Genomic DNA, 25,699 nt, shown 5'->3' on the forward strand with positions numbered 1-25,699 from the left:
ATTGTCGCCCTAAAACCTTCTGTGCTAATTGTTTTATTCACTTTCTTCGACATCAATATTTAGCTTTGTTGCAGCCTGAACTTCTTCTTCCTCTAATTCGCGCATATCAATCTCGTCTTCATTGCTGGAAAGCATTTTAACATCCATTCCAAGACTTTGAAGTTCTTTAATTAATACTTTAAAGGATTCTGGAACGCCAGGTTCTGGAACATTATCACCCTTAACAATTGCTTCGTATGTCTTCACACGACCAACTGTATCATCCGATTTAACGGTAAGGATTTCTTGTAGTGTATAAGCAGCTCCATATGCTTCGAGTGCCCATACCTCCATCTCACCAAAACGCTGTCCACCAAATTGTGCTTTACCACCAAGTGGTTGTTGTGTAACAAGTGAGTATGGTCCAGTTGAACGAGCGTGTAGCTTATCATCAACCATGTGCGCAAGTTTAATCATATACATAACACCTACGGATACGCGGTTATCAAATGCTTCACCTGTTCTTCCGTCGTATAAGACAGTTTTTGCATCACGAGGCATGCCTGCTTCTTCAAGTGTTTCCCAAACATCTTCCTCACGAGCGCCATCAAATACTGGACTTGCCACGTGTATACCTAGCTGTCTTGCAGCCATTCCCAAATGAAGTTCGAACACCTGTCCGATATTCATACGTGAAGGTACACCTAGTGGGTTCAACATAATGTCGATTGGTGTTCCATCTGGTAGATACGGCATATCTTCTTCCGGTAAGATTTTAGAGATAACCCCTTTGTTACCGTGACGACCAGCCATTTTATCCCCTTCATGGATTTTACGTTTTTGCACGATATAAGCACGCACGAGTTGATTCACACCTGGTGGTAACTCGTCACCATCTTCACGGTTAAATATCTTCACATCAAGAACGATACCACCGCCGCCGTGTGGAACACGTAGAGATGTGTCACGCACTTCTCGAGCTTTCTCACCAAAAATGGCATGTAATAAGCGTTCTTCTGCAGAAAGCTCAGTTACTCCTTTTGGAGTTACCTTACCTACAAGGATATCTCCATCAGTTACTTCAGCACCAACACGAATAATACCGTGCTCATCAAGATTTTTCAGTGCATCTTCCCCAACGTTAGGAATATCTCTTGTAATTTCTTCAGGTCCTAATTTTGTATCACGAGCTTCCGATTCAAATTCTTCAATGTGAATGGAAGTATATACATCATCTTTCACAAGACGTTCACTCATGATGATGGCATCCTCGTAGTTATAACCTTCCCATGTCATGAAACCAACGAGAACGTTTTGACCTAGTGCAAGTTCGCCATCTTCCATAGAAGGTCCGTCTGCAAGAACTTCACCTTTTGTTACACGGTCTCCTTGACTTACGATTGGACGCTGATTATAGCAAGTTCCTTGGTTGGAACGTTTATATTTTTGTAATCCGTAACGATCCAAGTCGCCTTCAACTTCTTTGCCATCAACATAAGATATGCGGCGAACGTAAACTTCTTTCGCTTCAACACGTTCAACAACACCCTCATGATGACAAATAACTGCAGCACCTGAGTCTTTTCCGTTAACATACTCCATACCGGTTCCTACGATCGGAGCTTTCGGTTTCATCAATGGAACTGCTTGACGTTGCATGTTCGCACCCATTAGTGCACGGTTGGAGTCATCATTTTCCAAGAATGGAATACATGCTGTCGCAGCAGAAACAACCTGTTTCGGTGATACGTCCATGTAATCAATCTTATCGCGGGAAACCACAATGTTGTCCTCTTGGAAACGCGCAATTACTTCTTCATTTTGGAAACGACTTTCCTCATCTAACGGAGAGTTTGCTTGGGCAACAATATAGTTGTCTTGCTCATCCGCAGTAAGGTAATCAATTTTATTTGTTACTTTACCAGTTTCAGGGTCTACACGACGATAAGGAGACTCAATGAAACCAAATTTATTCACTTTCGCATAACTAGATAGCGAGTTTATCAACCCGATGTTAGGTCCTTCTGGCGTTTCGATCGGACACATACGCCCATAGTGGGAATAGTGAACGTCTCGAACTTCAAAGCCTGCACGCTCACGCGTAAGACCGCCGGGTCCTAGGGCAGATAGACGACGTTTATGCGTTAACTCACCTAGTGGATTTGTTTGATCCATAAATTGAGATAGCTGTGAACTACCGAAAAATTCTTTAATCGATGCAATAACCGGTCGGATATTAATTAGTTGTTGTGGTGTAACGCTAGATGTGTCTTGAATAGACATTCTTTCGCGAACAACACGTTCCATACGAGATAATCCGATTCGGAATTGATTTTGTAATAATTCTCCAACAGAACGCAAACGACGATTACCTAAATGGTCAATATCATCTGTTCCTCCAACCTCATGAAGCAAGTTGAAGAAATAGCTGATGGAAGATAAGATATCAGCAGGAGTAATGTTTTTTACATCATCTGTAACTCCTCCGTTACCAATTACAGTAAGTTCTCTTTCTCCATTAGGATCTGTCGGGTCAACAATCTTAACAGACTGAATCGTAATTTCATCTTCTAACACACCTTCGTGAGGGGATAGAACAGATTCTCCAAAACGATCTTCTGCGCGCTCTAAATAAGGGAGAATTTTATCAAGTAACTTCCGTTCTAATTTGTTTCCCTTTTCAGCAATCACTTCACCAGTTTCTGGATCAACAATTGGTTCAGCAAGCACTTGGTTGAATAAACGATTCTTCATATGAAGTTTTTTATTCATTTTATAACGTCCAACATGCGCCAAATCATAACGCTTTGGATCAAAGAAACGAGATACTAATAAGCTCTTTGCGTTTTCTACAGTTGGTGGTTCTCCAGGGCGTAAACGCTCATAGATTTCTAATAAAGCTTTCTCAGCATTCTCTGTATTGTCTTTTTCTAGTGTGTTACGTAAATACTCGTTTTCACCAAGTAAATCTGTGATTTCTTGATCTGTACCGAATCCTAATGCACGTAAAAGTACAGTGATTGGTAACTTACGAGTACGATCAATACGAACATACGCGATATCTTTCGCATCTGTTTCAAATTCCAACCACGCTCCGCGGTTTGGAATCACCGTTGCAGCGATACCTCGTTTTCCGTTTTTGTCGATCTTCTCGTTATAATATACGCTCGGAGAACGTACAAGCTGCGATACGATTACTCGTTCCGCACCATTAATAATGAATGTTCCCGTTTCTGTCATAAGCGGGAAATCACCCATAAATACCTCTTGTTCCTTCACTTCACCGGTTTCATTATTAATTAAACGAACCTTCACGCGAAGCGGAGCATTGTACGTTACGTCTCTTTCCTTCGCTTCATCTACAGGATACTTTGGATCACCTAAACTATAATCAACAAATTCAAGCGATAGATTTCCTGTAAAGTCTTCGATTGGCGAGATATCCTGAAACATCTCTCGTAAACCTTCTTCTAAGAACCAATCGTAAGAAGCGGTTTGGATTTCGATTAGGTTTGGTAATTCCAACACCTCATTGATACGCGCATAGCTCCTGCGTTGGCGGTGCCGTCCATACTGAACTAGTTGACCTGTCAACTGCTTCACCCCTTAAATCTTACATTTTAATAGCACTTTACTAAAAAAATGTGAATCATATTTAAAAGAACCTACTGAACAATTTGAATCAGATATGTTCTTTGAAACTAACAACATGTAACAAGTAAGCATCTGTCTATTAGAATGAATCTCTCGATAGAGCAGATGGCTTCATTCACGCAATAATTCTTATACAATCATAAATCTGATTGTACAGATTGCTAAAATTTTGGTAAACTATAGAAAACAATGAACCGGTCAGTATTTTTCCGATTCTATCAGTTTTACCTCTAATGATCAAAATATACATTTCCTTTTAATGAATATACCCCTTGACAAAGGTATCCTCATCTTAGCATCTTCCTATCTTAGCATATCCGGAAGTGATGGTCAAACGCTTTGCGCTTTTAATATATAATAGCCTTTATCTTTCTTCACTACCTCTACATTACCAAACAAATCATTTAGCTTTTCCTTGGCAGATGGGGCACCTTGCTTTTTCTGTATAACAATCCACAACTCTCCGTCAGGAAGCAGTAAATCCTTTGCACCTTCAAAAATCTGATGCACTACTTTTTTTCCGGCACGAATCGGTGGATTAGTAACAATCGCAGCAAAACGAGAAGCGTCATCAATGGCACTGTACAGATCGCTTGTTTGTATGGTTACGTTTGTTATACTATTTGCACTCGCGTTTTGTTTCGCTAATTCTACCGCTCGTTCATTGACATCAACCATCAAAACTGAACGGTCTTTAATGTCCGCAGCTAACGAAAGTCCAATCGGCCCATACCCACAGCCCACATCAAGTATATCCCCTTTAATCTGAGGCTCTTGAAATTGTTCAATAAGAAGACGAGAACCAAAATCAATATCATTCTTTGAAAAGACACCCACATCACTTGTGAAATGAAAGGATCTACCTCGCAATTCATACATCCACGTTCTTGGTGAAGTTTTTGACTGAGGATTATTGGAAAAGTAATGCTCTGACATTTAGGCACCTACTTTACTATGAAATGTTTGTTGGAGACTCTATAATCTAAAAATAAACCACCGAATAACCGAAAAATATCCTAGCTGACTAGCATGTGCTTTTTCTTCTATACCGGTGGTTTACTTCTATCTATTACTACTCCTTTATTGTGTTAGGAGGTTTCGTGATAAAGAGCCCGCCAAAAAAAACGGCGAGCTCCTTATTTATTTAGGTTTCCTTATTTAACTTCTACAGTAGCTCCAGCTTCTTCAAGTTTACCTTGAACTTCTTCAGCTTCTTCTTTAGAAACGCCTTCTTTGATTGCTTTAGGAGCGTTATCTACTAAGTCTTTAGCATCTTTTAAGCCAAGACCAGTGATTTCACGTACTGCTTTAACAACTTTGATCTTAGATGCGCCAGCACTGTTAAGAACAACGTCAAATTCAGTTTTTTCTTCTTCAGCAGCTCCACCAGCAGCTCCCGCAGCAGCAACAGGTGCAGCAGCAGTTACTCCAAATTCTTCTTCAATAGCTTTTACTAGGTCGTTAAGTTCTAATACAGACATTTCTTTAATTGCGCTAATCATTTCTTCTTTAGTCATGATTGAATCCTCCTATTAATTGTAATTAATTTTTATTTGTAAACCGATTGGTGTATTATGCACCTTGTTCTTCTTTTTGCTCAGCAACAGCTTTTGTAACGTAAGCAAAGTTACGAACTGGAGCTTGAAGTACGCTAAGCAACATAGAAACCATACCTTCGTAGTTTGGAAGGTCTGCAAGTTCTTTGATTTGATCAAGTGTAGCGACTTGTCCTTCAATTACGCCACCTTTGATTTCCAATGCCTCATGCTCTTTCTTGAAATTATTCAAGATACGTGCTGGCGCTACGACATCTTCGTTACTGAACGCAATAGCTGTTGGTCCAGTTAACGTGTCGTTTAAGTCTGTAAGTTCTACAGCTTCAACCGCACGACGAGTCATTGTGTTTTTGTAGACTTTAAACTCGATACCAGCTTCACGTAGTTCTTTACGCAGTGCAGTTACTTCTGCTACGTCAAGACCACGATAGTCAACAACAACAGCTGTTTGGCTAGCACGGAATTTTTCAGCGATTTCTTCAACCACTTGTTTCTTTTTCTCAATGATCCCTGACATTGTTCCACCTCCTATAAAATTCCTCATTACACCGTTTGTATGTGCTTTACATATTCATACAAAACGCAAGATCCTTACGTTAGAGCTAGACATGTAAAAAGCTCTCATGCAGACATGAGAGCTTATATATGGCAGATAGCAATGCATTAATAACGCGAAACTATCTTCATCATAAACACCTCGGCAGGATAATTAAGCTACTTAAGCCCCCACTGTCTACGGTATAACGTATTCTTTTAATTACCGAAATTAGTATATCGAACGTTCCGACAAAAGTCAACTACCAATTAACGGTAGTTAGAAACGTCTACTTTAATTCCAGGTCCCATAGTAGAAGTGATAGAAACGTTCTTCATGTAAATACCTTTAGAAGATTGTGGCTTCACTTTTACTAATTGTTCTGTAAGAGCAACGAAGTTATCCACTAATTTTTGATCATCAAAAGAAATTTTTCCGATCGGTACGTGAATATTCGCTGACTTGTCTACACGATATTCAACTTTACCAGCTTTAATATCGTTAACAGCTTTCTCAACTTCAAATGTTACTGTACCAGTTTTAGGGTTTGGCATTAAACCTTTTGGTCCAAGTACACGGCCAAGTTTCCCTACTTCAGCCATCATATCAGGTGTAGCTACGATTACATCAAAATCAAACCAACCTTGGTTGATTTTGTTAATGTAGTCTGCTTCACCTACATAGTCTGCACCAGCAGCTTCTGCTTCTTTCGCTTTTTCACCTTTAGCAAATACCAATACACGTTGTGTTTTTCCAGTGCCGTGTGGTAACACCATCGCACCGCGAATTTGTTGGTCTGCTTTCTTCGGATCTACGCCTAGACGGAAAGCCGCTTCTACAGTTTCATCAAAATTTGCTTTAGCTGCTTTTTTTGCTAATTCAACAGCTTCTTGAATTTCATATGATTTAGAGCGATCAACAAGCTTTAATGCTTCTTGATGCTTCTTACCGATTTTTGCCATTTTATTTCCTCCTCTATTGTGGTTATAACGGTTGTACCTCCCACTTATAAAAGCACAAGGCTTTTATCAAGCACACTAACAAAATACCATGTTAGCATCTCACGAATAAGGCTGCGGATGTTATCCAGCCGCAACCCCCTTATTGTAAACTTCAATCAAATCATATTGATTGAATAGTGGAATCGATTAGTCTTCAATCGTGATTCCCATACTACGTGCAGTACCTTCTACCATACGCATTGCCGCATCAACATCAGCTGCGTTTAAATCAGGCATTTTTGTTTCAGCGATTTCTTTAACTTGATCGCGTTTAACAGAAGCGACCTTGTTTTTGTTTGGTTCACCAGAACCAGACTCGATTCCAGCTGCTTTTTTCAATAGTACTGCTGCCGGTGGAGTCTTAGTAATAAATGTAAATGAACGGTCCTCGAATACCGTAATTTCAACAGGAATAATCATACCCGCTTGATCTTGTGTTCGAGCGTTGAATTCTTTACAGAATCCCATAATATTAACACCCGCTTGACCTAGTGCTGGTCCTACTGGCGGTGCTGGGTTAGCTTTACCAGCTGGGATTTGTAATTTAACTAATTTAATTACTTTTTTAGCCACGAGACACACCTCCTTAAAGTCCGTGATGTGGTAATAGGGTTATAAGATTTGGTAAACCCTCCCACTCAAATTTACCATCTGCACCACTTTGGGGCACATGAATAACAAAAGAATTTTAGCATGTATTTCAAAAAAATGCAAGCTTTGAGCGATGGAGAATTTATGATAGTTTTTCTACTTGTGAAAAGTCTAATTCTACCGGAGTTTCTCTACCAAACATATTTACATGTACTTTAATTTTCTGCTTGTCCGTGTCTATATGTTCAATAGACCCTGTAAAGTCCGTAAACGGACCATCGGTAACTCGGACGTTTTCTTTTATCTCGAAATCTACTTGTACAGTTGGCTCAGATACACCCATACGTTTTAGTACTACATCAATCTCACCAGGCATTAGTGGAGTTGGCTTTGCACCATGTCCACTAGACCCTACGAATCCAGTTACTCCTGGTGTATTACGAACAACATACCATGAGTCATCTGTCATTACCATCTCCGTTAACACATATCCAGGGAATGACTTTTTCTTCACCATTTTTTTCTTGCCGTTTTTGATCTCAGCCTCTTCATCTTCTGGGACAATTACTCGAAAGATTTTATCTTCCATCCCCATAGATTCAACACGTTTTTCTAGATTCATTTTTACTTTATTTTCATACCCTGAGTAAGTATGAACGACATACCAGTTTTTCTCCATCTTTATTAGGACAATATATTGTCCTTCCCTCCCTTGCTATTAAATTTCACAAACATACTAAATATTAGTCTTTTAGAAAATTTTTTCTACCAACATTAAAAAACCCGCAAATGCCGGGTTTTTAGTTTAAATATATATGCGCTTAGTACAGTATACCTTATTATAGCTTAATTATTCAAAAAATGCATTTAAAAGTTGAGAAATCCCTAAATCTACAACAAAAAAGAATACGGCCATCAAAACTACTGTAGAAATAACGACAACAGTGTAATTTCTAAGTTCCTTTCCTTTTGGCCAGCTTACCTTTTTCATCTCTCTAGATACATTTCTTAAAAACTTAAACATTCATTGTACCCCCCGAACCCACACGATTCTATATAAAACGAAACTTCATTCGCCGGGGTTCCTAGCCCCAACTGATGTTAAGTGAATGCATTAATTTGACCATCCGTAATTCCTCTCTTCAATAGATTTACTTCTCCTAATTGGAGGCGAATCTTGAAGACGGATGCAACGTAAATTGCATTCTTTTATTTCGTCTCGCGATGTAATGTATGTTTCCCGCATGTTTTGCAAAACTTTTTTACTTCTAATCTTGTAGATTGACTGGATACATTTTTGTTTGTCGAATAATTCCTGCTTGAACATACAGCACATGCCAGTGTAATTTTTTTACTCATTATTCCACCCCTTGTGAAGGGATTATAGACTATATTACTGTAGCACCTAGCACGAATTATGTCAACGGCATCACAGCAATCTATCACACCAATTACAAGAAACAGTAAAATTTTCCCATAATTTTCAGATTCTTGTTGTCGATTATTGTCGATAAGTTTTATATTTTTTACAAAGATACTCCGTTAGATTCCATTAGTTGCTCTAATTTTCGTTTTACCCGCTGTAACGCATTATCAATCGATTTCACATGGCGATTTAAATGCTCTGAAATCTCTTGATACGTACGTCCATCTAAATATAATTGCAATACTTTCTTTTCTAAGTCGCTTAATAATTTCGATAATTTATGTTCCAACGTTCCATAATCTTCTTGACTAATCAATAATTCTTGTGGATCGACATCGATAGACCCACCTATTATATCTAGCAGTGTTCTATCTGATTCTTCATCATAAATCGGCTTGTCCAAGGAGACGTATGAATTTAATGGAATATGTTTTTGACGAGTTGCTGTTTTTATTGCCGTAATAATTTGTCTTGTTACACATAATTCTGCAAATGCTTTGAAAGAGGAGAGCTTGTCCACATCATAGTCACGTATTGCTTTATATAGACCAATCATTCCTTCTTGAATAATATCCTCTTTATCAGCACCTACCAAAAAATATGTCCGTGCTTTTCCTCGCACAAAACTAATGTATCGTTGTATAAGGAGGTCTAACGCATGACTATTCCCTTGACGAATGAATTGTAGCAAATCAGTATCATCAAGCTGTTCTAAACCCTTGTTGCTCGTATCTATTTGCCCGATATTCACCAAAGATCGCCTCCTGCAATTCCGCTTCTATAGTATAGGAAATATTATACAGGAAGCGTTTTAATACCGTCAACTTGACCTAAACTCGGTTAGGGTCATAATTTGTCGAATTGTATGATTTTGATGAGACATACGAGCTATTATTCTCCTCTGCGCATTCGTTCGAACCTTTCCATGATTTCTTTATCAATTTTTATTTTTGCTTGTGGTTTTGCTTTTCGATGAACTTCTAAATTGAAATGTATCTCTCTATCCATATCCTGCACTTCAATAAGCAACTCTCGAGCAGACTTACGTAATGCCCCTTGTCCAAAAATAGTCCGTTGTTCAGCGTAATCCGATGTTGCTACATAGACTTGCGTTTGAATGTTTTTCACTTCTTTAACTAGTTTTTCGATACACTCGTCTGCCGTTTCTTTTTCTTTCGTATAAATAATGTCCATGTTAAATTTTTCTTGTTTATTCTCTACACCACGTACATAGTAGGCATCAAAAACAAGAATAACATGCTTTCCAGTAAAGGCTTGATATTCCGCCAATATTTCAATGAGTCGATCTCTTGCTTGACCAATATCTTTATCTTTTAGTCGTTGTAATTCTCCCCAAGCACCAATTACGTTATATCCATCGACAATCAAGACCTCTTTCATTACTGATCTCCAAGAGAATGGCGTTTACGATAGACTTCATAAAGTAAGAGTCCGCAAGCTACCGACGCATTAAGAGAAGATACTTGTCCGACCATTGGTAAACCCACTGTCCAGTCACATTTTTTTCGAACGAGCCGACTCATGCCTTTACCTTCGTTACCAATTACGATACCAATAGGCAAGGATCCATCTAATTGTCGATAGTCTTCATCTGCTTCTGCTTCTGTTCCTACAATCCAAACATTTCGCTCTTTTAATTCATCAATAGTATTCGACATATTGGTTACACGCACAACAGGAATATGTTCCATAGCTCCAGCTGCTGTTTTTGCTACTGTTGCGGTTAATCCAACGGAACGTCGTTTAGGAATAATAACTCCATGGACCCCTGTCGCATCTGCGCTTCGTAATATCGAACCTAAGTTATGTGGATCTTCTAACTCATCTAATAAAATAAAGAAGGGATCCTCTCCACGTTCATTGGCCCGATCAAATAAATCATCTAAAGAGGCATACGCATAAGATGCTACATATGCTACCACCCCTTGGTGATTCCCCAATTCCATCTGATCTAATTTAGAACGAGGCACTTTTTGTACAATTGTTCCAGCCTCTCTTGCCAATTGATTAATTTTTTGAAATGTGGAACCTTGTATTTGTTCTGTAACCATTACTTTATTCACTGATCGCCCCGATTTTAAAGCTTCCATAACAGGGTTTCTTCCCATAATGACCTCATTATCCATGGTTATCTCTCCTTTCTTCCACGTATTCAATTGCATCTTGAATAAGTTCTTCTAATCGATCATGATTCTTTAACATATAATGATATCCAATAAGTGCCTCAAACGCGGTACTATACCGATACGTTTGGACACTTATATTCTTTGGTACTGATCCTGATTTAGCATTTCTTCCTCGTGCAACAACTTTTTGTTCCTCTTCGGTAAGAAATCCATCGACATCCAACCAATGTAAAATAACCATTGCCTGTGTTTTCCCTGCAACATACGATGTTGCAGATTGATGTAACTTATTAGGATTTACTGTACCACGCTCTAAGAGATACTCTCGAATAAATAATTCATATATAGAATCACCTATATAAGCAAGGGCAAGGCTTTTTAGCTGCTTCACATCACTTTGTTTCATTACTTACCTCTTTTCCAACGTACACCCTGCGGAGTATCTTCGAGTATTATATTTTTTTCTTTGAGCATATCACGAATCTCATCCGCTCTATTGAAATTACGATTTTTACGTGCTTCATTTCTTTCTACAATTAACGCTTCAATTGTTTCATCAAGTAGTGTTTCTTCATCTTCTAATATATTAATTCCCAATACTGTTAGAATCTGTGCAATCGCATCTTGAAAAGCATCTATAACTTTCGTAGAAGTTTGATTTTCTTGTAGGTAAACATTTGCTTCCTTCGATAAATCAAATAAAACAGAAATCGCATTCGCTGTATTAAAATCATCATCCATATCTTGCTCAAATTTGCTCATAGCAACTTCTACGATTTGCAGCCACTTGGCATCATCGTTAGTTAAGTTTAAGCTTGAATCGCGTCGATGAGATAGATTATGATAAGCTGTTTGAATACGCTCTAAACTTGTTTTTGCACTCTCAAGTAGTTCTTCTGTGAAGTTAATCGGATTACGATAATGGACAGATAACATAAAGAAGCGTAACACTCTTGGATCATGCGCTCGAATTAAATCTCTGGCAAGCACAAAGTTACCAAGTGACTTCGACATTTTCTCGTTATCAATATTAATATACCCATTATGCATCCAATAGTTTGCAAAAGTCTTTCCGTTCATTGCTTCCGATTGCGCTATTTCATTTTCATGATGTGGGAAGGTTAAATCCTGACCACCAGCATGAATATCAATCGTATCTCCTAAATGTTTCTTCACCATCGCCGAGCATTCAATATGCCAGCCTGGTCTTCCTTCACCCCAAGGAGATTTCCAAGCAATTTCATCGTCTTTTGCTTTCTTCCATAATGCAAAATCAAGTGGATCTTCTTTTTTCTCTCCTACTTGAATACGTGCTCCAGAACGTAACTCATCAATAGATTGATGGGATAGTTTGCCATAAGAGTCAAAGGATCTTGGTTTAAAATATACATCTCCATCCGCTTCATACGCATAGCCTTTCTCAATTAAGGTTGAAATGAAGGCAATAATATCATCCATCGTATCCATTACCCGTGGATTTTTAGTAGCTTTTTTTACACCAAGTGCTCCAACGTCTTCTAGATATGCATTTACAAATCTATCCGCTAACGCCGGAACTTCTTCACCTACTTCTTTTGCTGTTTTAATGATTTTATCATCAACATCCGTGAAGTTTAATACATAATCTACATCAAATCCTCTATATTCTAAATATCGACGTACGGTATCAAACACAATCGCGGGCCTTGCATTACCAATGTGAATATAGTTGTATACAGTCGGACCGCATACATACATTTTTACCTTTCCTTCTTCCATTGGTTTGAACGTTTCTTTTTGTCTTGTTAACGTGTTATATATTTGAATGGTCATTTTCTAAGACTCTCCTTTCCTCTTTCAACGAAGCAAGTTCCGCTTTTAGCTCATCAATTTGCGTTTGTAAATGGTCACATTTATCAGAGACAGGATCTGGTAATTTATGATGATCAAGATCTCTTCGTACTCTTTTTCCATCTTGTACGACCACTTGCCCAGGAACACCTACAACCGTTGAGTTATCTGGTACATCCTTTAGCACGACAGATCCGCCACCGACTTTAGAATTTTCACCAATCGTAATTGCACCGAGCACTTTAGCGCCCGTAGCAATCAGCGCATTATCCTTTATAGTTGGATGGCGTTTACCTTTTTCTTTACCGGTACCACCAAGGGTTACTCCTTGAAAAATGGTAACGTTATTGCCTATTTCGCATGTTTCCCCAATGACAACTCCCATACCATGATCAATAAATAATCGACGACCAATCTTCGCGCCGGGATGTATTTCGATTCCAGTGATAAACCGACTTAATTGTGAAATAACACGTGCGATAAACAACAATCGCTTTTTATAAAACCAATGGGCAACTCGATGCGACCATACAGCATGTAACCCAGAATACGTAAGCATAACTTCAACATTCGTTCTAGCAGCAGGGTCTTGTTCAAATACAACATTCATATCCTCTTTCATCATTTTAAAGATACCCAAACGGAAAACCTCCTTCCTTCATTAACAAAAGCGCAAGCGCCCGTTTATCACCGTATGTCCTGGACGGCCAAAGCTCCAAAATTTTATAATTTCCTAGACCATTAAAAAACGCCTCTGTGTATGATATACACAGAGACGCCTCTCGCGCGGTTCCACTCTGTTTAGAGAAGTAGCTTTGCTTCTCTCAACTTGGCTCTTATAACGGCAGAGTTTCCGCTGTGATGTACTCTGTATTCCATCACAGACTCCGAGGAGCACTTCAAATTAATTGTCTAAAACCACTTTCAGCAAACGTGGTTCTCTCTGTGTAAACAAATTAATCTTACTTTCCCTCTTCTACGTTTTATCTATTTTAATAGCTCATGTTTATCGGATTTCTATATGCTTAATATATTACAAATCCGCCTAAATGTGAATCCTTATGCTCCCATTTCTTTCAATAGTTTATCCAATCGATTAAGAATAATGTCTCTACCTAATAATTCAATTGCAAACGGGAGTTCAGGACCATGCATCTGTCCAGTTGTTGCAACACGAATTGGCATAAATAATTTCTTACCACGATGCCCAGTCTCTTTCTGTGTTGCTTTAAATTGCGCTTTTATAGAGTCTTTATCAAACGACTCTAAGTGAATCAATTTATCCGTGAAAACTTGTAGTACTTCCGGAACTTGTTCCCCGTTAAGTACTTCTCGTGCTGCTTCATCATAAGAAATTTCTTTTTGGAAAAATAGTTCTGTAAGTTCCACGATTTCAGCACCATAACGTAACTGTTCACGGTAAAGTGAGATTACATTTTCTGCCCATTGATGAGTTTCATCATCCATTTCCTCTGGCAGTTTTCCTGCTTTTATCAAATGCGGCAACGCAAGATCGATAACTCTATCAAGATCCGCAGCTTTAATGTACTCATTATTCATCCATTTCAGCTTATGTTGGTCAAAGATTGCAGCAGAGGTAGACAGTCTTTCTGGATCAAAAATCTCAATTAGTTGCGCTTGGGTGAACATCTCTTCCTCCCCAACCGGAGACCATCCAAGTAAGCTAATGAAATTAAACATCGCTTCTGGTAAATAACCAAGATTACGATATTGCTCAATAAATTGGAGAATATGTTCATCACGCTTACTTAATTTCTTACGCTCTTCGTTAAGAATCAGTGTCATGTGTCCATAACGTGGAGCTTCCCAACCAAATGCCTCAAAAATCATCATTTGCTTTGGAGTATTCGAAATATGTTCCTCTCCTCGCAAAACATCACTGATTTTCATTAAATGATCATCAATCGCTACAGCAAAATTATACGTTGGAATTCCATTCTTTTTCACGATAACCCAATCACCAAAATCACTTGACTCGAATGTAATCGGTCCGCGCACTAGGTCATTGAATGTATACGTCGTATTCTTTGGAACTCGGAAACGGATACTTGGTTGACGACCCTCTGCTTCAAATTGTTCGATTTGATCTGGAGTTAAATCGCGATGAGCTCCAGAATATTTTGGAACTTGTCCATTTTGACGTTGCTCTTCACGTTCTGCTTCTAATTCATCTTCTGTCATATAACATTTATAGGCTAAGTTCTTTTCAAATAATTCATCAAGGTAATTTTGATAAATATCAAGGCGTTCTGTTTGACGATAAGGGCCATAATCTCCACCGATATCAGCGCCTTCATCCCACTGGAGCCCTAACCACTTTAAGTATTTTAATTGGCTTTCTTCGCCACCTTCAACATTTCTTTTATCATCTGTGTCTTCCGTACGGATAATAAACTTCCCATCAAAATGCTTTGCATATAAATAATTAAATAATGCAGTACGTGCATTCCCAATATGCAAATGCCCTGTTGGACTTGGTGCATAACGCACGCGAACTTCTTGACTCATTACTTGTTGCCTCCTTAGGAAATAAATATGAATTCGTTTATCATCGAATAAGTTCTATATGAAAAAGTGATAACATATTTCATGTTATCACTTTTCTTCGTCCTTTATCAGTTATACCCTTTTTAGAGCGCTTTTTCAAGTAATTTTGGTTTTGCAAATATCATTCTACCTGCAGAAGTTTGTAGAACGCTTGTAATAACTACTTCTATATTTTTTCCAATATAGTCTCTACCTTCTTCAACGACAATCATCGTACCATCATCTAAATAAGCAACACCTTGGTTTTGCTCTTTACCATCTTTAATTACTTGTACATGTAATTCTTCACCAGGTAATACGACTGGTTTCACAGCATTTGCTAGGTCATTAATGTTCAGAACGTTGACTCCTTGAAAATCACAAACCTTATTCAAGTTAAAATCGTTCGTCACAACAATACCATCGATTACTTTCGCTAATTTGATTAGTTTACTGTCAACTTCTTGGATCTCTTCAAAGTCACCTTCATAAATTTCCACATGAATCGGTAATTCCTTTTGAATACGATTTAAAATATCCAATCCACGACGGCCACGGTTTCGTTTTAGTGTGTCCGATGAATCGGCAATATGCTGTAACTCTCCTAAAACAAATTGTGGAATGACTATGGTTCCTTCTAGAAAATTTGTTTGACAAATGTCTGCAATTCTTCCATCAATAATTACACTTGTATCTAATATTTTCGCCTTTGGTTTGTCAGCCGGTGCTGCTGCATTTTCTTCTGGAATACGACGTCCCTTTTTATTAGCACGCATTAAATTACCAAATTCCTCACGTCTACGAAAACCTACTTGGAATCCTAGATATCCAAAAGTAATCATAATGAAAAATGGTAATACTTGTGACAAGATATGAATTCCAGTATCTTGAAGCGGTATATTAATAAAATATGCAATTACTAAACCTACGATTAGACCAATACTTCCAAAAAACAAATCCATTGCTGGGAGTTTAATAAGTGCATCCTCTACCCAGCGTAAGAAACCTACAATATAATCGACCAATAAGTAGGAAAGTATGAAGAATATAATAGCACCAATAATCATACCTAATATCGGCGAATTCAACCATGCGGGATCTGTTACGTTTAACAAACTAAAAATTTCCGGTATATATAAATACCCGACGGTACCACCTAATATAATAAAGAATAAATGAACTATCTTTTTAAGCACCATCGCTCACCTCCTAACCTTAGTATTGCCTATTATTTGGAAAAGTATCCCATAAGGTTTTTTCATAGAATAAAAAGAATTATTAATGACGTAATCCGATATCTAAAGCCTCTTGTACACTTGATACACCGATGACTTCAATTCCGCTAGGGTAATTCCAACCATCCAAATTATTCTTTGGACATATCACACGTTTGAAACCTAGTTTTGCCGCTTCTTGTACACGTTGTTCAATTCGCGAAACCCTTCTAATTTCACCAGTTAATCCTACTTCACCTACAAAAATATCATTCGGATTCGTTGGTTGATTTCGAAAACTGGAAGCAATACTTATAGCTAATGCTAGATCAATAGCTGGCTCATCCAACTTTACTCCACCAGCGACTTTTATATACGCGTCTTGATTTTGAAGCATCAACCCTACACGTTTTTCTAAAACGGCCATTAACAGCGGTACACGATTATGATCTACTCCTGTTGCAGTACGACGAGGATTCCCAAAGCTAGTAGGAGAAATTAATGCTTGTATTTCTACCAATACCGTTCTCGTTCCTTCCATCGATGCCACAACTGTCGATCCGGCTGCCCCTTCTGATCGCTCTTCTAAGAATATCTCAGACGGATTCATTACTTCTCGTAATCCTTCCTCTTTCATCTCAAATATTCCCATCTCATTTGTGCTACCAAAACGGTTCTTTACTCCCCGTAATATACGATATGTGTGATGTCGCTCCCCTTCAAAATATAGAACAGCGTCTACCATATGTTCTAATAATCGAGGACCAGCAATGGAACCTTCTTTCGTTACATGACCTACAATAAAAATAGGTATTCCATTTGATTTTGCTATTTTCATAAGCTCCATGGTACATTCACGTACTTGAGAAACACTTCCTGGAGCACTCGTTACTTCTTCTTTAAATATGGTTTGTATCGAATCGATAACTACAAAGGACGGCTTTACTTCTTCTATCTGTTTACTAATATCATATAAATTTGTTTCCGATAAAACATACAACTGATCAGTTGCAATATCGAGTCGATCTGCACGCAATTTTGTTTGACGAGTTGATTCCTCTCCAGAAACATAAAGTACCGACATATCTTTTTCTGCCAATTGGGAGGATATTTGGAGTAATAGAGTTGACTTACCAATACCCGGATCTCCTCCAATTAAAACAAGTGACCCTAGTACGATTCCGCCGCCAAGCACTCTGTTGAACTCTTTCATATTTGTAGTGATTCTAGGTTCTTTTTTCGATTCAATTGCTGTAATTTTTTCAGGCTTACCTGCAGATGTCGTACTAGTAGCATAGCCTGTCCGACCTTTAACCGAAGCTGGATCTATTTCCTCCACCATGGTATTCCATTGATGACAAGCCGGACATTTCCCCATCCATTTAGCTGATTCATAACCACATTCTTGACATACAAACTTTGTTTTTCTTTTTGCCAAATTTATTAACCCCTTCTCTATTATTGTAGCCTATTTTTTTATGTAGTAGGTTACAGAAAGCTATCAATTTACAAATCCATCTTCCATATTTATGCCACAACCGAGCGTTTTGACATTAAAATTCCTTAAATGGAAATAAAAGCTAGAAGAATCAAGTCCTCTAGCTTTATCTCTGTTACATCATATTACCTTTTTCTATGGTAAAACAATAAATTCACCTTTATTATTTAATCCTATTTTCACCTGTTGCTCTTTTTCAATGGCTCCTTTTAATAGCTCTTCGGATAACAAGTCTTCGATATTTTTTTGAATGGATCGACGTAATGGTCGAGCACCATATTCTGGATCAAAGCCTTCATTAGCAATTTTTTCAACTGCCTTATCCGTTAATGATAAATGTAGGTCTTGTTCTTTTAATCGTTTTTGTAATTGTTTTACCATCAACGTCACAATATCCTTCATATGTTCTTTTTCTAAAGAGTGGAAGACAATAGTCTCATCAATACGGTTTAAGAACTCTGGACGGAATGCTTTCTTCAATTCTTCCATCACTTTTGATTTCATATCTTTATAGTCTTTCTCCTCATCATCTAAAGAGAAACCAACATATTTATTACGTTTTAATTCACTTGCTCCAACATTAGAAGTCATAATAATAACCGTATTACGGAAATCAACCACTCTTCCTTTTGAATCGGTTAGGCGACCATCTTCAAGAACTTGTAACAGAATATTAAATACTTCTGGATGCGCTTTTTCCACTTCATCTAATAGAACTACAGAATAAGGCTTACGACGAACTTTTTCGGTTAATTGTCCACCTTCTTCATACCCGACATATCCTGGTGGAGAACCAACCAAACGTGAAGTCGCATGTCTTTCCATATACTCCGACATGTCAATACGAATCATTGCATCTTCATCTGCAAACATTACTTCTGCTAACGCACGAGCAAGTTCTGTTTTACCTACTCCCGTTGGTCCTAAGAAGATAAATGAACCAATTGGACGCTTCGGATCTTTTAATCCTGCACGAGCACGGCGGATTGCTTTAGCAACTGCATTGACCGCTTCAGATTGCCCAATCACACGATCATGAAGAATTGTTTCCATGTTTAGAAGGCGATTACTTTCATCTTTTGTCAATTTTGATACGGGTACTCCCGTCCATGTAGAAACAACTGCAGCAATATCTTCCATGGTAACTTCTGAATCAGTTTGACCTTGTTTTTCTTTCCATTCATTTTTCGTTGTTTCTAACTCTTCACGGAAACGTTGCTCCGAGTCTCGTAAAGATGCGGCTTTTTCAAATTCTTGACTTTGTACTGCAGCATCTTTTTCTTTACGGACTTCATCAAGTTTCTGTTCTAACTCTTTTAAGTTTGGTGGAACGGTATAAGAACGTAACCTTACTTTCGATCCAGCCTCATCAATTAAATCAATCGCTTTGTCTGGCAAGAAACGATCAGTAATATAACGATCGGATAGTGACGCCGCTGCTTCAATTGCTTCATCAGTAATGGTTACGCGATGATGTGCTTCATAACGATCACGCAAGCCATTTAAAATTTGGATTGTTTCTTCCAATGTTGGTTCGTCAACTTGAATTGGTTGGAAACGTCGCTCTAATGCAGCGTCTTTTTCAATATATTTTCGATACTCATCTAGCGTAGTTGCGCCAATACACTGTAATTCTCCGCGTGCAAGTGATGGTTTTAAGATATTCGAAGCATCAATAGCCCCTTCTGCTCCACCAGCTCCAATAAGTGTGTGTAACTCATCGATGAATAGAATAATATTGCCTGCTTGACGAATTTCTTCCATTACTTTCTTTAAGCGATCTTCAAATTCACCACGATATTTCGTACCAGCAACAACCGTACCCATATCTAATGTCATTACTCGTTTATCACGTAATGTTTCTGGCACTTCATTATCAATAATCTGCTGTGCAAGCCCTTCAGCTACTGCCGTTTTACCTACACCAGGTTCCCCAATCAAGACTGGGTTATTTTTTGTACGACGGCTAAGCACTTGGATTACTCGTTCAATCTCTTTTGAGCGCCCAATTACCGGGTCAATCTTACCTTCTTTTGCACTAACGGTTAAATCCCGGGCTAATGAATCCAACGTCGGTGTGCTTGCATTTGACTGCTGCCCTGCACGTCCTTGACGACCTGCTTGCGATTCATTGCTTCCTAATAATTGTAGTACTTGTTGTCTTGCTTTATTAAGACTAACTCCTAAATTATTAAGAACTCTAGCAGCGACACCTTCTCCTTCTCTTATCAATCCAAGTAAGATATGTTCTGTACCTACGTAAGAGTGGCCTAATTTTCTTGCCTCATCCTGAGAAAGTTCAACTACTTTTTTTGCACGAGGTGTATAATGAATCGATTGTGTAGGTTGTTTCCCTACACCGATTAATTTTTCTACTTCTTCTTGTATTTTCGATACCTCTAAACCAAGAGATTGTAAAGCTTTTGCAGCAATTCCTTCTCCTTCGCGTACAAGTCCTAGTAAAATGTGTTCTGTACCAATGTTATTATGTCCTAAACGTACTGCTTCTTCTTGTGATAATGCAAGTACTTTTTGTGCTCTTTCTGTAAAGCGTCCAAACATCATAAGGATTTTCCTCCTATTATTCTGAGATTTAATCGATAGTCGGTAGGTCGAATATCGGCTATATATTAAAAATGTGTTTATACGTAGAAATAGAAGCCTTCTAACTTATTCCCTTACATTTCATATCTCTAAACATCTTATAAAACAGGTAACTAAAGGTTGTTACTCTTCTAGCTTCAATCTCTCTCGAATAACTGATGCCCGTAAAACATCACGCTCATCCGGACGAAGAGATCGATTTGCATAATGTTGTAAGAATCCTGGTTGTGTGAGAACCATTAATTCATTCAAAATGTTTCCAGAAGTGTTGTCTATCCAACCTAAGTCAATTCCAAGTCGAACATCCGAAATACATTTAGATGCTTCTTTGGAGTCCATAATACGACTATATGCTAGTGTCCCGTATGAACGGAAAATGCGATCCTCTAATTTTGTTCCTGTTCTTTCTAGTATATGATTACGTGCCATTCGTTCATGCTCAATAAGTTGATGAACAACACTTTCTAAATCATCGACAATATCTTGTTCCGATTTCCCTAACGTGATTTGGTTTGACACCTGAAAAATATTTCCGAGTGCCTCGCTACCCTCACCATAAATGCCTCTAACTACGAGACCAAATTGACTAATCGCAGGTATTAAACGATTAATCTGTTTAGTTAGTACCAACGCAGGTAAGTGCATCATTACAGAAGCTCTCATTCCTGTTCCAACATTCGTGGGGCAACTTGTTAGGTACCCTTTTGTCTCATCAAATGCATAATCGACTTTTTCTTCTAGCCAATCATCTAATGCAAATGATTGCTCTAAAGCAGTTTTTAATTGAAGACCTGGATAATATACTTGTATGCGAAGATGATCTTCCTCATTAACCATTATGGACACTTGCTCATTCTCAGAAATTAATGTAGCAGCATAATCGGAATGTTTTATTAAGTGTGGGCTTATTAAATGTTTTTCCACTAACACACTTTTTTCAACCGGTGATAAGTCCGTCAAAGGAACATACTGCAAATCTTTATACGTTTGAAAAGATTTATTTGCATATTCGTCTCGAATAAATTCTTGAATCTCCACTAGTTTTTCTTCATTAGCTAATATAGGATACGTTTGATCAGCAAAATTTCTAGCAAGTCTGATTCGACTACTCATTACGATATCTTTATCTGGTCCTTCCTCACGCATCCAGGGGCTGATTGCTTGATCAATAAATTTATCTAATGTCATTGATCATCACCCTCTTTCAAATCTTTCTTAGAAGTTTTTGCTTGTAGTTCCTTAATTTTATCTCTATACTCCGCCGCTTTTTCAAACTCTTCATCATCAATAAAGTTTTTTAATTCTTGTTTGTACATTTCAATCTGACGTCTAGTTTGTAGATTTGTTCCTGTTCGTTTTGGAATTTTTCCATTATGTTTTGTGTTACCTGCATGAACTCTACGAAATATTGGTTCAACCTTTTGTGCAAATGAAGAATAACAATTAGCACAACCGAACTTTCCAATTTTTTTAAATTCGGAAAAAGCCATTCCACATGAAGAGCATGTCACTTCTTTTAACTGCTTCATTTGATTCGTACTTGTTGAACTCATATTTAATGTTTCTACATTAAATAATCCAGTTAGTAGGTCATGAAGGGAATACCCTTCTTCAGGAAAAGTAACATAACCTTTTTTCTTTGCACACGCTTCACAAAGACTTAACTTTCGTTCCTCTCCATTGATTACATGTTTAAAATGAAGTGTCGCTGGGTTTTCATGACATTCTTGGCATTCCAAAAATCATTCCCCCTTACATGAATTATTTATTCAAATACTTAAGTGTTGTTAACATAGATATTAAAATACGAGCACGTATTTCATCTCGTATAGGTAATTGAAACGCAAGCGTCGTTCTATCAATCGCAGAAAGCATTAGTTTAGCTTCTCGCTCTGTAATTAGATCTTCTTCCAGTAACCTTTCCAAAATATCGATTGCAGATCGCTGTGGGATAGAATCACCGATTAATTGGATAATCTCATCAATTAAAACGGATTGACTTTGATGCTGAATCCGCATAATTCGAATATATCCACCCCCACCACGTTTACTCTCTACAATATATCCTTTTTCTATTGTAAATCTTGTGTTGATTACATAATTAATTTGAGAAGGTACACATTGAAATTGATCAGCAATCTCACTTCGCTTAATTTCAATAACATCTTTCCCTTGAGACTGTAACACTTGCTTTAAATATTGCTCGATTATGTCAGATATATTGCTCATAATTTGCACCTCATATCATATTAAGATGACAATTCTTTCTTTGACTTTGACTATCTTTGACTATATCTTTATTATACGCGAAATAAATGAAGTTGCAAATAGATTACATATCTTATTTTAGACAAATAATACTAAAATCAAAACAAAAACCTTATATCGTAAGAGACCTTTTTTATTTCAAGTATCACTTACGATATAAGGTTAATTTAGTTTAGATATATTTAGAACAGAGCCCATACTTGAAATTTCATCAAATACATTCATTAAATCTTTATTTTTTCTTATATTTGTCCAAACATGTATTTTTCTTTGTCCACCTTCTAGCGTTTGAATCTCAACTCGTTTAACGGTGAAATGATTTTTTTCAATTACTTCTACAGCTGTAGACAGATGAAATCCATCAGTTACAATGATTTCTAAAAAGAAGCTAGACTTATATTTCGGAAATAGATTTTCTATTTGATTAAGGAAGATTAAACTAACAAGGATAATTAGAGTAGCTACAATAGCGACACTATACATTCCTGCCCCTATAACCAAACCAATACCTGCTACGGTCCAAATGGATGCTGCTGTAGTAAGCCCACGTATCGTCCCTCCATAAACAATAATGGTTCCCGCCCCTAAAAACCCTATTCCGCTAATAACATAAGAAGGAATACGAGCAGGGTCAAATTGAACATTATCATGCATTTCCATAAAGCTTAAAAATCCAAATAGTGATAATATCATCATTAGACAAGATCCAACACCTACTAATATATGTGTACGAAAACCTGCTGAATGGTTATTAATTTCTCGTTCAAATCCGATTAAACCAGATAGTATTAATGCAATAAACAACCTACCAGCAATAACTAAAAAGTCTTCCCCCATTAAATGTTCCATTAAGGAAGTCATACACGTACCTCCCCTCTTTATTAATTAACTAAGTTAACCTGCTAAAAACTTTAGTCTGCAATGTTAAACAGTGTAGCATTCAGACTTCATTCAAAATATCTTATTATGAAATTGATTCAACCAAGTATATAATTATGCTATTGTTTAATTACATATGAATCTAATTATAACAAAAAGAGTTAAGCACTCTCTGCTTAACTCTTTTTCGTTGCCTGGCGGCGTCCTACTCTTGCAGGGGCAAAGCCCCAACTACCATCGGCGCTGAAGAGCTTAACTTCTGTGTTCGGCATGGGAACAGGTGTGGCCTCTTCGCTATCGCTACCAGACTTTCGTGTAATATGTAGTCCAAAAAAAATAAGGACAAGTTATATTATATGCATTTCTTAGACAAAATGCAACACTTTTTTAGGATTGTACCCTAAAAACTAAATAAGAGTAACGTGACATCATTCTATTCTAGCTCCAGTCTCTATCAACTAGCAGACTTCCTTCTCTTCCTTACGATAAGTCAATATCAAATCGTCTAACGACTCTTTGTATTTCCTTTATCTCATTCAGAGAACGTCCAGTCTGTACGTTGATGTACAGATCCTGTCGCTTTATATACTTAGATAAGTCCTCGATCAATTAGTATCCGTCAGCTGCACGTGTCACCACGCTTCCACCTCGGACCTATCAACCTCATCGTCTCTGAGGGATCTTACTCACTCGAAGTGATGGGAAGTTTCATCTTGAGGGGGGCTTCATGCTTAGATGCTTTCAGCACTTATCCTTTCCACACGTAGCTACCCAGCCATGCTCCTGGCGGAACAACTGGTACACCAGCGGTGTGTCCATCCCGGTCCTCTCGTACTAAGGACAGCTCCTCTCAAACTTCCAACGCCCACGACGGATAGGGACCGAACTGTCTCACGACGTTCTGAACCCAGCTCGCGTACCGCTTTAATGGGCGAACAGCCCAACCCTTGGGACCGACTACAGCCCCAGGATGCGATGAGCCGACATCGAGGTGCCAAACCTCCCCGTCGATGTGAACTCTTGGGGGAGATAAGCCTGTTATCCCCGGGGTAGCTTTTATCCGTTGAGCGATGGCCCTTCCATGCGGAACCACCGGATCACTAAGCCCGACTTTCGTCCCTGCTCGACTTGTAGGTCTCGCAGTCAAGCTCCCTTCTGCCTTTACACTCTACGAATGATTTCCAACCATTCTGAGGGAACCTTTGGGCGCCTCCGTTACTCTTTGGGAGGCGACCGCCCCAGTCAAACTGCCCGCCTGACACTGTCTCCGAACCGGATCACGGTCCTGGGTTAGAATGTTCATACAGCGAGGGTGGTATCCCACGGGTGCCTCCACGTAAGCTAGCGCTCACGTTTCAAAGGCTCCCACCTATCCTGTACAAGCTGCACAAACATTCAATATCAGGCTACAGTAAAGCTCCACGGGGTCTTTCCGTCCTGTCGCGGGTAATGCGCATCTTCACGCATAGTATAATTTCACCGGGTCTCTCGTTGAGACAGTGCCCAAGTCGTTGCACCTTTCGTGCGGGTCGGAACTTACCCGACAAGGAATTTCGCTACCTTAGGACCGTTATAGTTACGGCCGCCGTTTACTGGGGCTTCGGTTCAAAGCTTCGCTCCGAAGAGCTAACTCGTCCCCTTAACCTTCCAGCACCGGGCAGGTGTCAGCCCCTATACTTCGCCTTTCGGCTTCGCAGAGACCTGTGTTTTTGCTAAACAGTCGCTTGGGCCTATTCACTGCGGCTCCTCCTATGAAGGAGCACCCCTTCTCCCGAAGTTACGGGGTCATTTTGCCGAGTTCCTTAACGAGAGTTCTCCCGCTCACCTTAGGATTCTCTCCTCGCCTACCTGTGTCGGTTTGCGGTACGGGCACCTATGATCTAACTAGAGGCTTTTCTTGGCAGTGTGAAATCCGGAACTTCGGTACTCAATTTCCCTCCCCATCACAGCTTGAAATTGCCAGACGGATT

23 protein-coding genes, 2 rRNA genes and 2 other annotated features (1 of these 27 cut by a window edge) are annotated in these 25,699 nt (G+C 38.6%); all 25 genes read right to left on the reverse strand.

From position 1 onward, the window contains the following. Positions 1–33: 33 nt before the first annotated feature. On the reverse strand, positions 34–3,573 hold the full coding sequence (gene rpoB / locus ABC346_RS03320; RefSeq protein ID WP_413233534.1) for a DNA-directed RNA polymerase subunit beta: 3,540 nt from the start codon (positions 3,571–3,573) through the stop codon (positions 34–36). A 390-nt stretch (positions 3,574–3,963) separates the two neighbouring features. Then, the gene (locus ABC346_RS03325) at positions 3,964–4,569 is read right to left on the reverse strand and encodes a class I SAM-dependent methyltransferase (RefSeq protein WP_413233535.1); all 606 of its coding nucleotides are present in this window, start codon (positions 4,567–4,569) and stop codon (positions 3,964–3,966) included. 218 nt (positions 4,570–4,787) lie between these two features. Next, positions 4,788–5,150 carry a 50S ribosomal protein L7/L12 gene (rplL, locus tag ABC346_RS03330; protein WP_017795112.1) on the reverse strand — a complete coding sequence of 121 codons (363 nt, stop codon included), beginning with the start codon at positions 5,148–5,150 and terminating at the stop codon, positions 4,788–4,790. 55 nt (positions 5,151–5,205) lie between these two features. Then, positions 5,206–5,706 carry a 50S ribosomal protein L10 gene (gene rplJ, locus ABC346_RS03335; RefSeq protein WP_413233536.1) on the reverse strand — a complete coding sequence of 167 codons (501 nt, stop codon included), beginning with the start codon at positions 5,704–5,706 and terminating at the stop codon, positions 5,206–5,208. Positions 5,707–5,791: 85 nt separating this feature from the next. Continuing rightward, positions 5,792–5,946 (reverse strand) — a sequence feature (ribosomal protein L10 leader region). Between the two features lie 47 nt (positions 5,947–5,993). Beyond that, entirely contained in the window at positions 5,994–6,686 is a 693-nt protein-coding gene (rplA, locus tag ABC346_RS03340; RefSeq protein ID WP_413233537.1) for a 50S ribosomal protein L1, read from the reverse strand. 186 nt (positions 6,687–6,872) lie between these two features. Then, entirely contained in the window at positions 6,873–7,298 is a 426-nt protein-coding gene (rplK, locus tag ABC346_RS03345) for a 50S ribosomal protein L11 (protein WP_011064510.1), read from the reverse strand. Between the two features lie 160 nt (positions 7,299–7,458). Then, complete coding sequence (nusG, locus tag ABC346_RS03350; RefSeq protein WP_011064509.1) at positions 7,459–7,995, reverse strand: transcription termination/antitermination protein NusG; 537 nt, start codon at positions 7,993–7,995, stop codon at positions 7,459–7,461. A gap of 171 nt (positions 7,996–8,166) precedes the next feature. Further along, complete coding sequence (gene secE, locus ABC346_RS03355; RefSeq protein WP_413233538.1) at positions 8,167–8,340, reverse strand: preprotein translocase subunit SecE; 174 nt, start codon at positions 8,338–8,340, stop codon at positions 8,167–8,169. Between the two features lie 185 nt (positions 8,341–8,525). Beyond that, on the reverse strand, positions 8,526–8,675 hold the full coding sequence (gene rpmG, locus ABC346_RS03360) for a 50S ribosomal protein L33 (protein WP_413233539.1): 150 nt from the start codon (positions 8,673–8,675) through the stop codon (positions 8,526–8,528). A gap of 167 nt (positions 8,676–8,842) precedes the next feature. Beyond that, positions 8,843–9,496, reverse strand: coding sequence for an RNA polymerase sporulation sigma factor SigH (gene sigH, locus ABC346_RS03365; RefSeq protein ID WP_413233540.1), 654 nt, complete (start codon positions 9,494–9,496; stop codon positions 8,843–8,845). A 137-nt stretch (positions 9,497–9,633) separates the two neighbouring features. Further along, a complete protein-coding gene (locus ABC346_RS03370; RefSeq protein ID WP_413233541.1) occupies positions 9,634–10,143 on the reverse strand; it encodes an NYN domain-containing protein in 510 nt (169 codons plus the stop codon). After that, entirely contained in the window at positions 10,143–10,889 is a 747-nt protein-coding gene (gene rlmB / locus ABC346_RS03375) for a 23S rRNA (guanosine(2251)-2'-O)-methyltransferase RlmB (protein ID WP_413233542.1), read from the reverse strand. The genes ABC346_RS03370 and rlmB overlap by 1 nt, the downstream gene beginning before the upstream one ends. After that, positions 10,882–11,295 (reverse strand): Mini-ribonuclease 3, encoded by a 414-nt coding sequence (locus ABC346_RS03380; protein ID WP_413233543.1) that lies wholly within the window; start codon positions 11,293–11,295, stop codon positions 10,882–10,884. The genes rlmB and ABC346_RS03380 overlap by 8 nt, the downstream gene beginning before the upstream one ends. Continuing rightward, entirely contained in the window at positions 11,295–12,701 is a 1,407-nt protein-coding gene (gene cysS / locus ABC346_RS03385; protein ID WP_413233544.1) for a cysteine--tRNA ligase, read from the reverse strand. Before cysS ends, ABC346_RS03380 begins: the two co-directional genes overlap by 1 nt. Further along, positions 12,682–13,353, reverse strand: coding sequence for a serine O-acetyltransferase (gene cysE / locus ABC346_RS03390; RefSeq protein ID WP_413236501.1), 672 nt, complete (start codon positions 13,351–13,353; stop codon positions 12,682–12,684). Before cysE ends, cysS begins: the two co-directional genes overlap by 20 nt. A gap of 134 nt (positions 13,354–13,487) precedes the next feature. Continuing rightward, positions 13,488–13,707 (reverse strand) — a binding site (T-box leader). A gap of 71 nt (positions 13,708–13,778) precedes the next feature. Next, positions 13,779–15,248, reverse strand: a complete 1,470-nt coding sequence (gltX, locus tag ABC346_RS03395; RefSeq protein WP_413233545.1) for a glutamate--tRNA ligase — start codon at positions 15,246–15,248, stop codon at positions 13,779–13,781. A gap of 122 nt (positions 15,249–15,370) precedes the next feature. Next, entirely contained in the window at positions 15,371–16,462 is a 1,092-nt protein-coding gene (locus ABC346_RS03400; RefSeq protein WP_413236502.1) for a PIN/TRAM domain-containing protein, read from the reverse strand. Positions 16,463–16,544: 82 nt separating this feature from the next. Then, the gene (gene radA / locus ABC346_RS03405) at positions 16,545–17,918 is read right to left on the reverse strand and encodes a DNA repair protein RadA (protein WP_413233546.1); all 1,374 of its coding nucleotides are present in this window, start codon (positions 17,916–17,918) and stop codon (positions 16,545–16,547) included. Between the two features lie 195 nt (positions 17,919–18,113). Next, positions 18,114–20,543, reverse strand: coding sequence for an ATP-dependent protease ATP-binding subunit ClpC (clpC, locus tag ABC346_RS03410; protein ID WP_413233547.1), 2,430 nt, complete (start codon positions 20,541–20,543; stop codon positions 18,114–18,116). Between the two features lie 162 nt (positions 20,544–20,705). Beyond that, on the reverse strand, positions 20,706–21,770 hold the full coding sequence (gene mcsB, locus ABC346_RS03415) for a protein-arginine kinase McsB (protein WP_413233548.1): 1,065 nt from the start codon (positions 21,768–21,770) through the stop codon (positions 20,706–20,708). Continuing rightward, positions 21,767–22,321 (reverse strand): protein-arginine kinase activator protein McsA, encoded by a 555-nt coding sequence (gene mcsA / locus ABC346_RS03420; protein ID WP_413233549.1) that lies wholly within the window; start codon positions 22,319–22,321, stop codon positions 21,767–21,769. The genes mcsB and mcsA overlap by 4 nt, the downstream gene beginning before the upstream one ends. A 22-nt stretch (positions 22,322–22,343) precedes the next feature. After that, entirely contained in the window at positions 22,344–22,811 is a 468-nt protein-coding gene (locus ABC346_RS03425; RefSeq protein WP_413233550.1) for a CtsR family transcriptional regulator, read from the reverse strand. 201 nt (positions 22,812–23,012) lie between these two features. After that, positions 23,013–23,711, reverse strand: a complete 699-nt coding sequence (locus tag ABC346_RS03430) for an MgtC/SapB family protein (protein ID WP_413233551.1) — start codon at positions 23,709–23,711, stop codon at positions 23,013–23,015. 210 nt (positions 23,712–23,921) lie between these two features. After that, positions 23,922–24,037: ribosomal RNA gene (gene rrf / locus ABC346_RS03435) — 5S ribosomal RNA — on the reverse strand. Positions 24,038–24,318: 281 nt separating this feature from the next. Continuing rightward, positions 24,319–25,699 (reverse strand): 23S ribosomal RNA (locus ABC346_RS03440) (it continues 1,541 nt past the right edge of the window).

This window comes from Oceanobacillus phoenicis (assembly GCF_047238145.1).
In the GTDB taxonomy this organism is placed as follows: Bacteria; Bacillota; Bacilli; order Bacillales; family Amphibacillaceae; genus Oceanobacillus.

Coding starts and splice junctions, on each gene's coding strand:
- mcsB (WP_413233548.1), bottom strand. CDS start 21,770: ATGACATTAGATAAATTTATTGATCAAGCAATCAGCCCCTGGATGCGT.
- rplJ (WP_413233536.1), bottom strand. CDS start 5,706: ATGTCAGGGATCATTGAGAAAAAGAAACAAGTGGTTGAAGAAATCGCT.
- nusG (WP_011064509.1), bottom strand. CDS start 7,995: ATGGAGAAAAACTGGTATGTCGTTCATACTTACTCAGGGTATGAAAAT.
- ABC346_RS03370 (WP_413233541.1), bottom strand. CDS start 10,143: ATGAAAGAGGTCTTGATTGTCGATGGATATAACGTAATTGGTGCTTGG.
- ABC346_RS03425 (WP_413233550.1), bottom strand. CDS start 22,811: ATGAGCAATATATCTGACATAATCGAGCAATATTTAAAGCAAGTGTTA.
- ABC346_RS03380 (WP_413233543.1), bottom strand. CDS start 11,295: ATGAAACAAAGTGATGTGAAGCAGCTAAAAAGCCTTGCCCTTGCTTAT.
- rplL (WP_017795112.1), bottom strand. CDS start 5,150: ATGACTAAAGAAGAAATGATTAGCGCAATTAAAGAAATGTCTGTATTA.
- rlmB (WP_413233542.1), bottom strand. CDS start 10,889: ATGGATAATGAGGTCATTATGGGAAGAAACCCTGTTATGGAAGCTTTA.
- secE (WP_413233538.1), bottom strand. CDS start 8,340: ATGTTTAAGTTTTTAAGAAATGTATCTAGAGAGATGAAAAAGGTAAGC.
- rpmG (WP_413233539.1), bottom strand. CDS start 8,675: ATGAGTAAAAAAATTACACTGGCATGTGCTGTATGTTCAAGCAGGAAT.
- clpC (WP_413233547.1), bottom strand. CDS start 20,543: ATGATGTTTGGACGCTTTACAGAAAGAGCACAAAAAGTACTTGCATTA.
- gltX (WP_413233545.1), bottom strand. CDS start 15,248: ATGAGTCAAGAAGTTCGCGTGCGTTATGCACCAAGTCCAACAGGGCAT.
- ABC346_RS03430 (WP_413233551.1), bottom strand. CDS start 23,711: ATGACTTCCTTAATGGAACATTTAATGGGGGAAGACTTTTTAGTTATT.
- cysS (WP_413233544.1), bottom strand. CDS start 12,701: ATGACCATTCAAATATATAACACGTTAACAAGACAAAAAGAAACGTTC.
- rplA (WP_413233537.1), bottom strand. CDS start 6,686: ATGGCAAAAATCGGTAAGAAGCATCAAGAAGCATTAAAGCTTGTTGAT.
- ABC346_RS03325 (WP_413233535.1), bottom strand. CDS start 4,569: ATGTCAGAGCATTACTTTTCCAATAATCCTCAGTCAAAAACTTCACCA.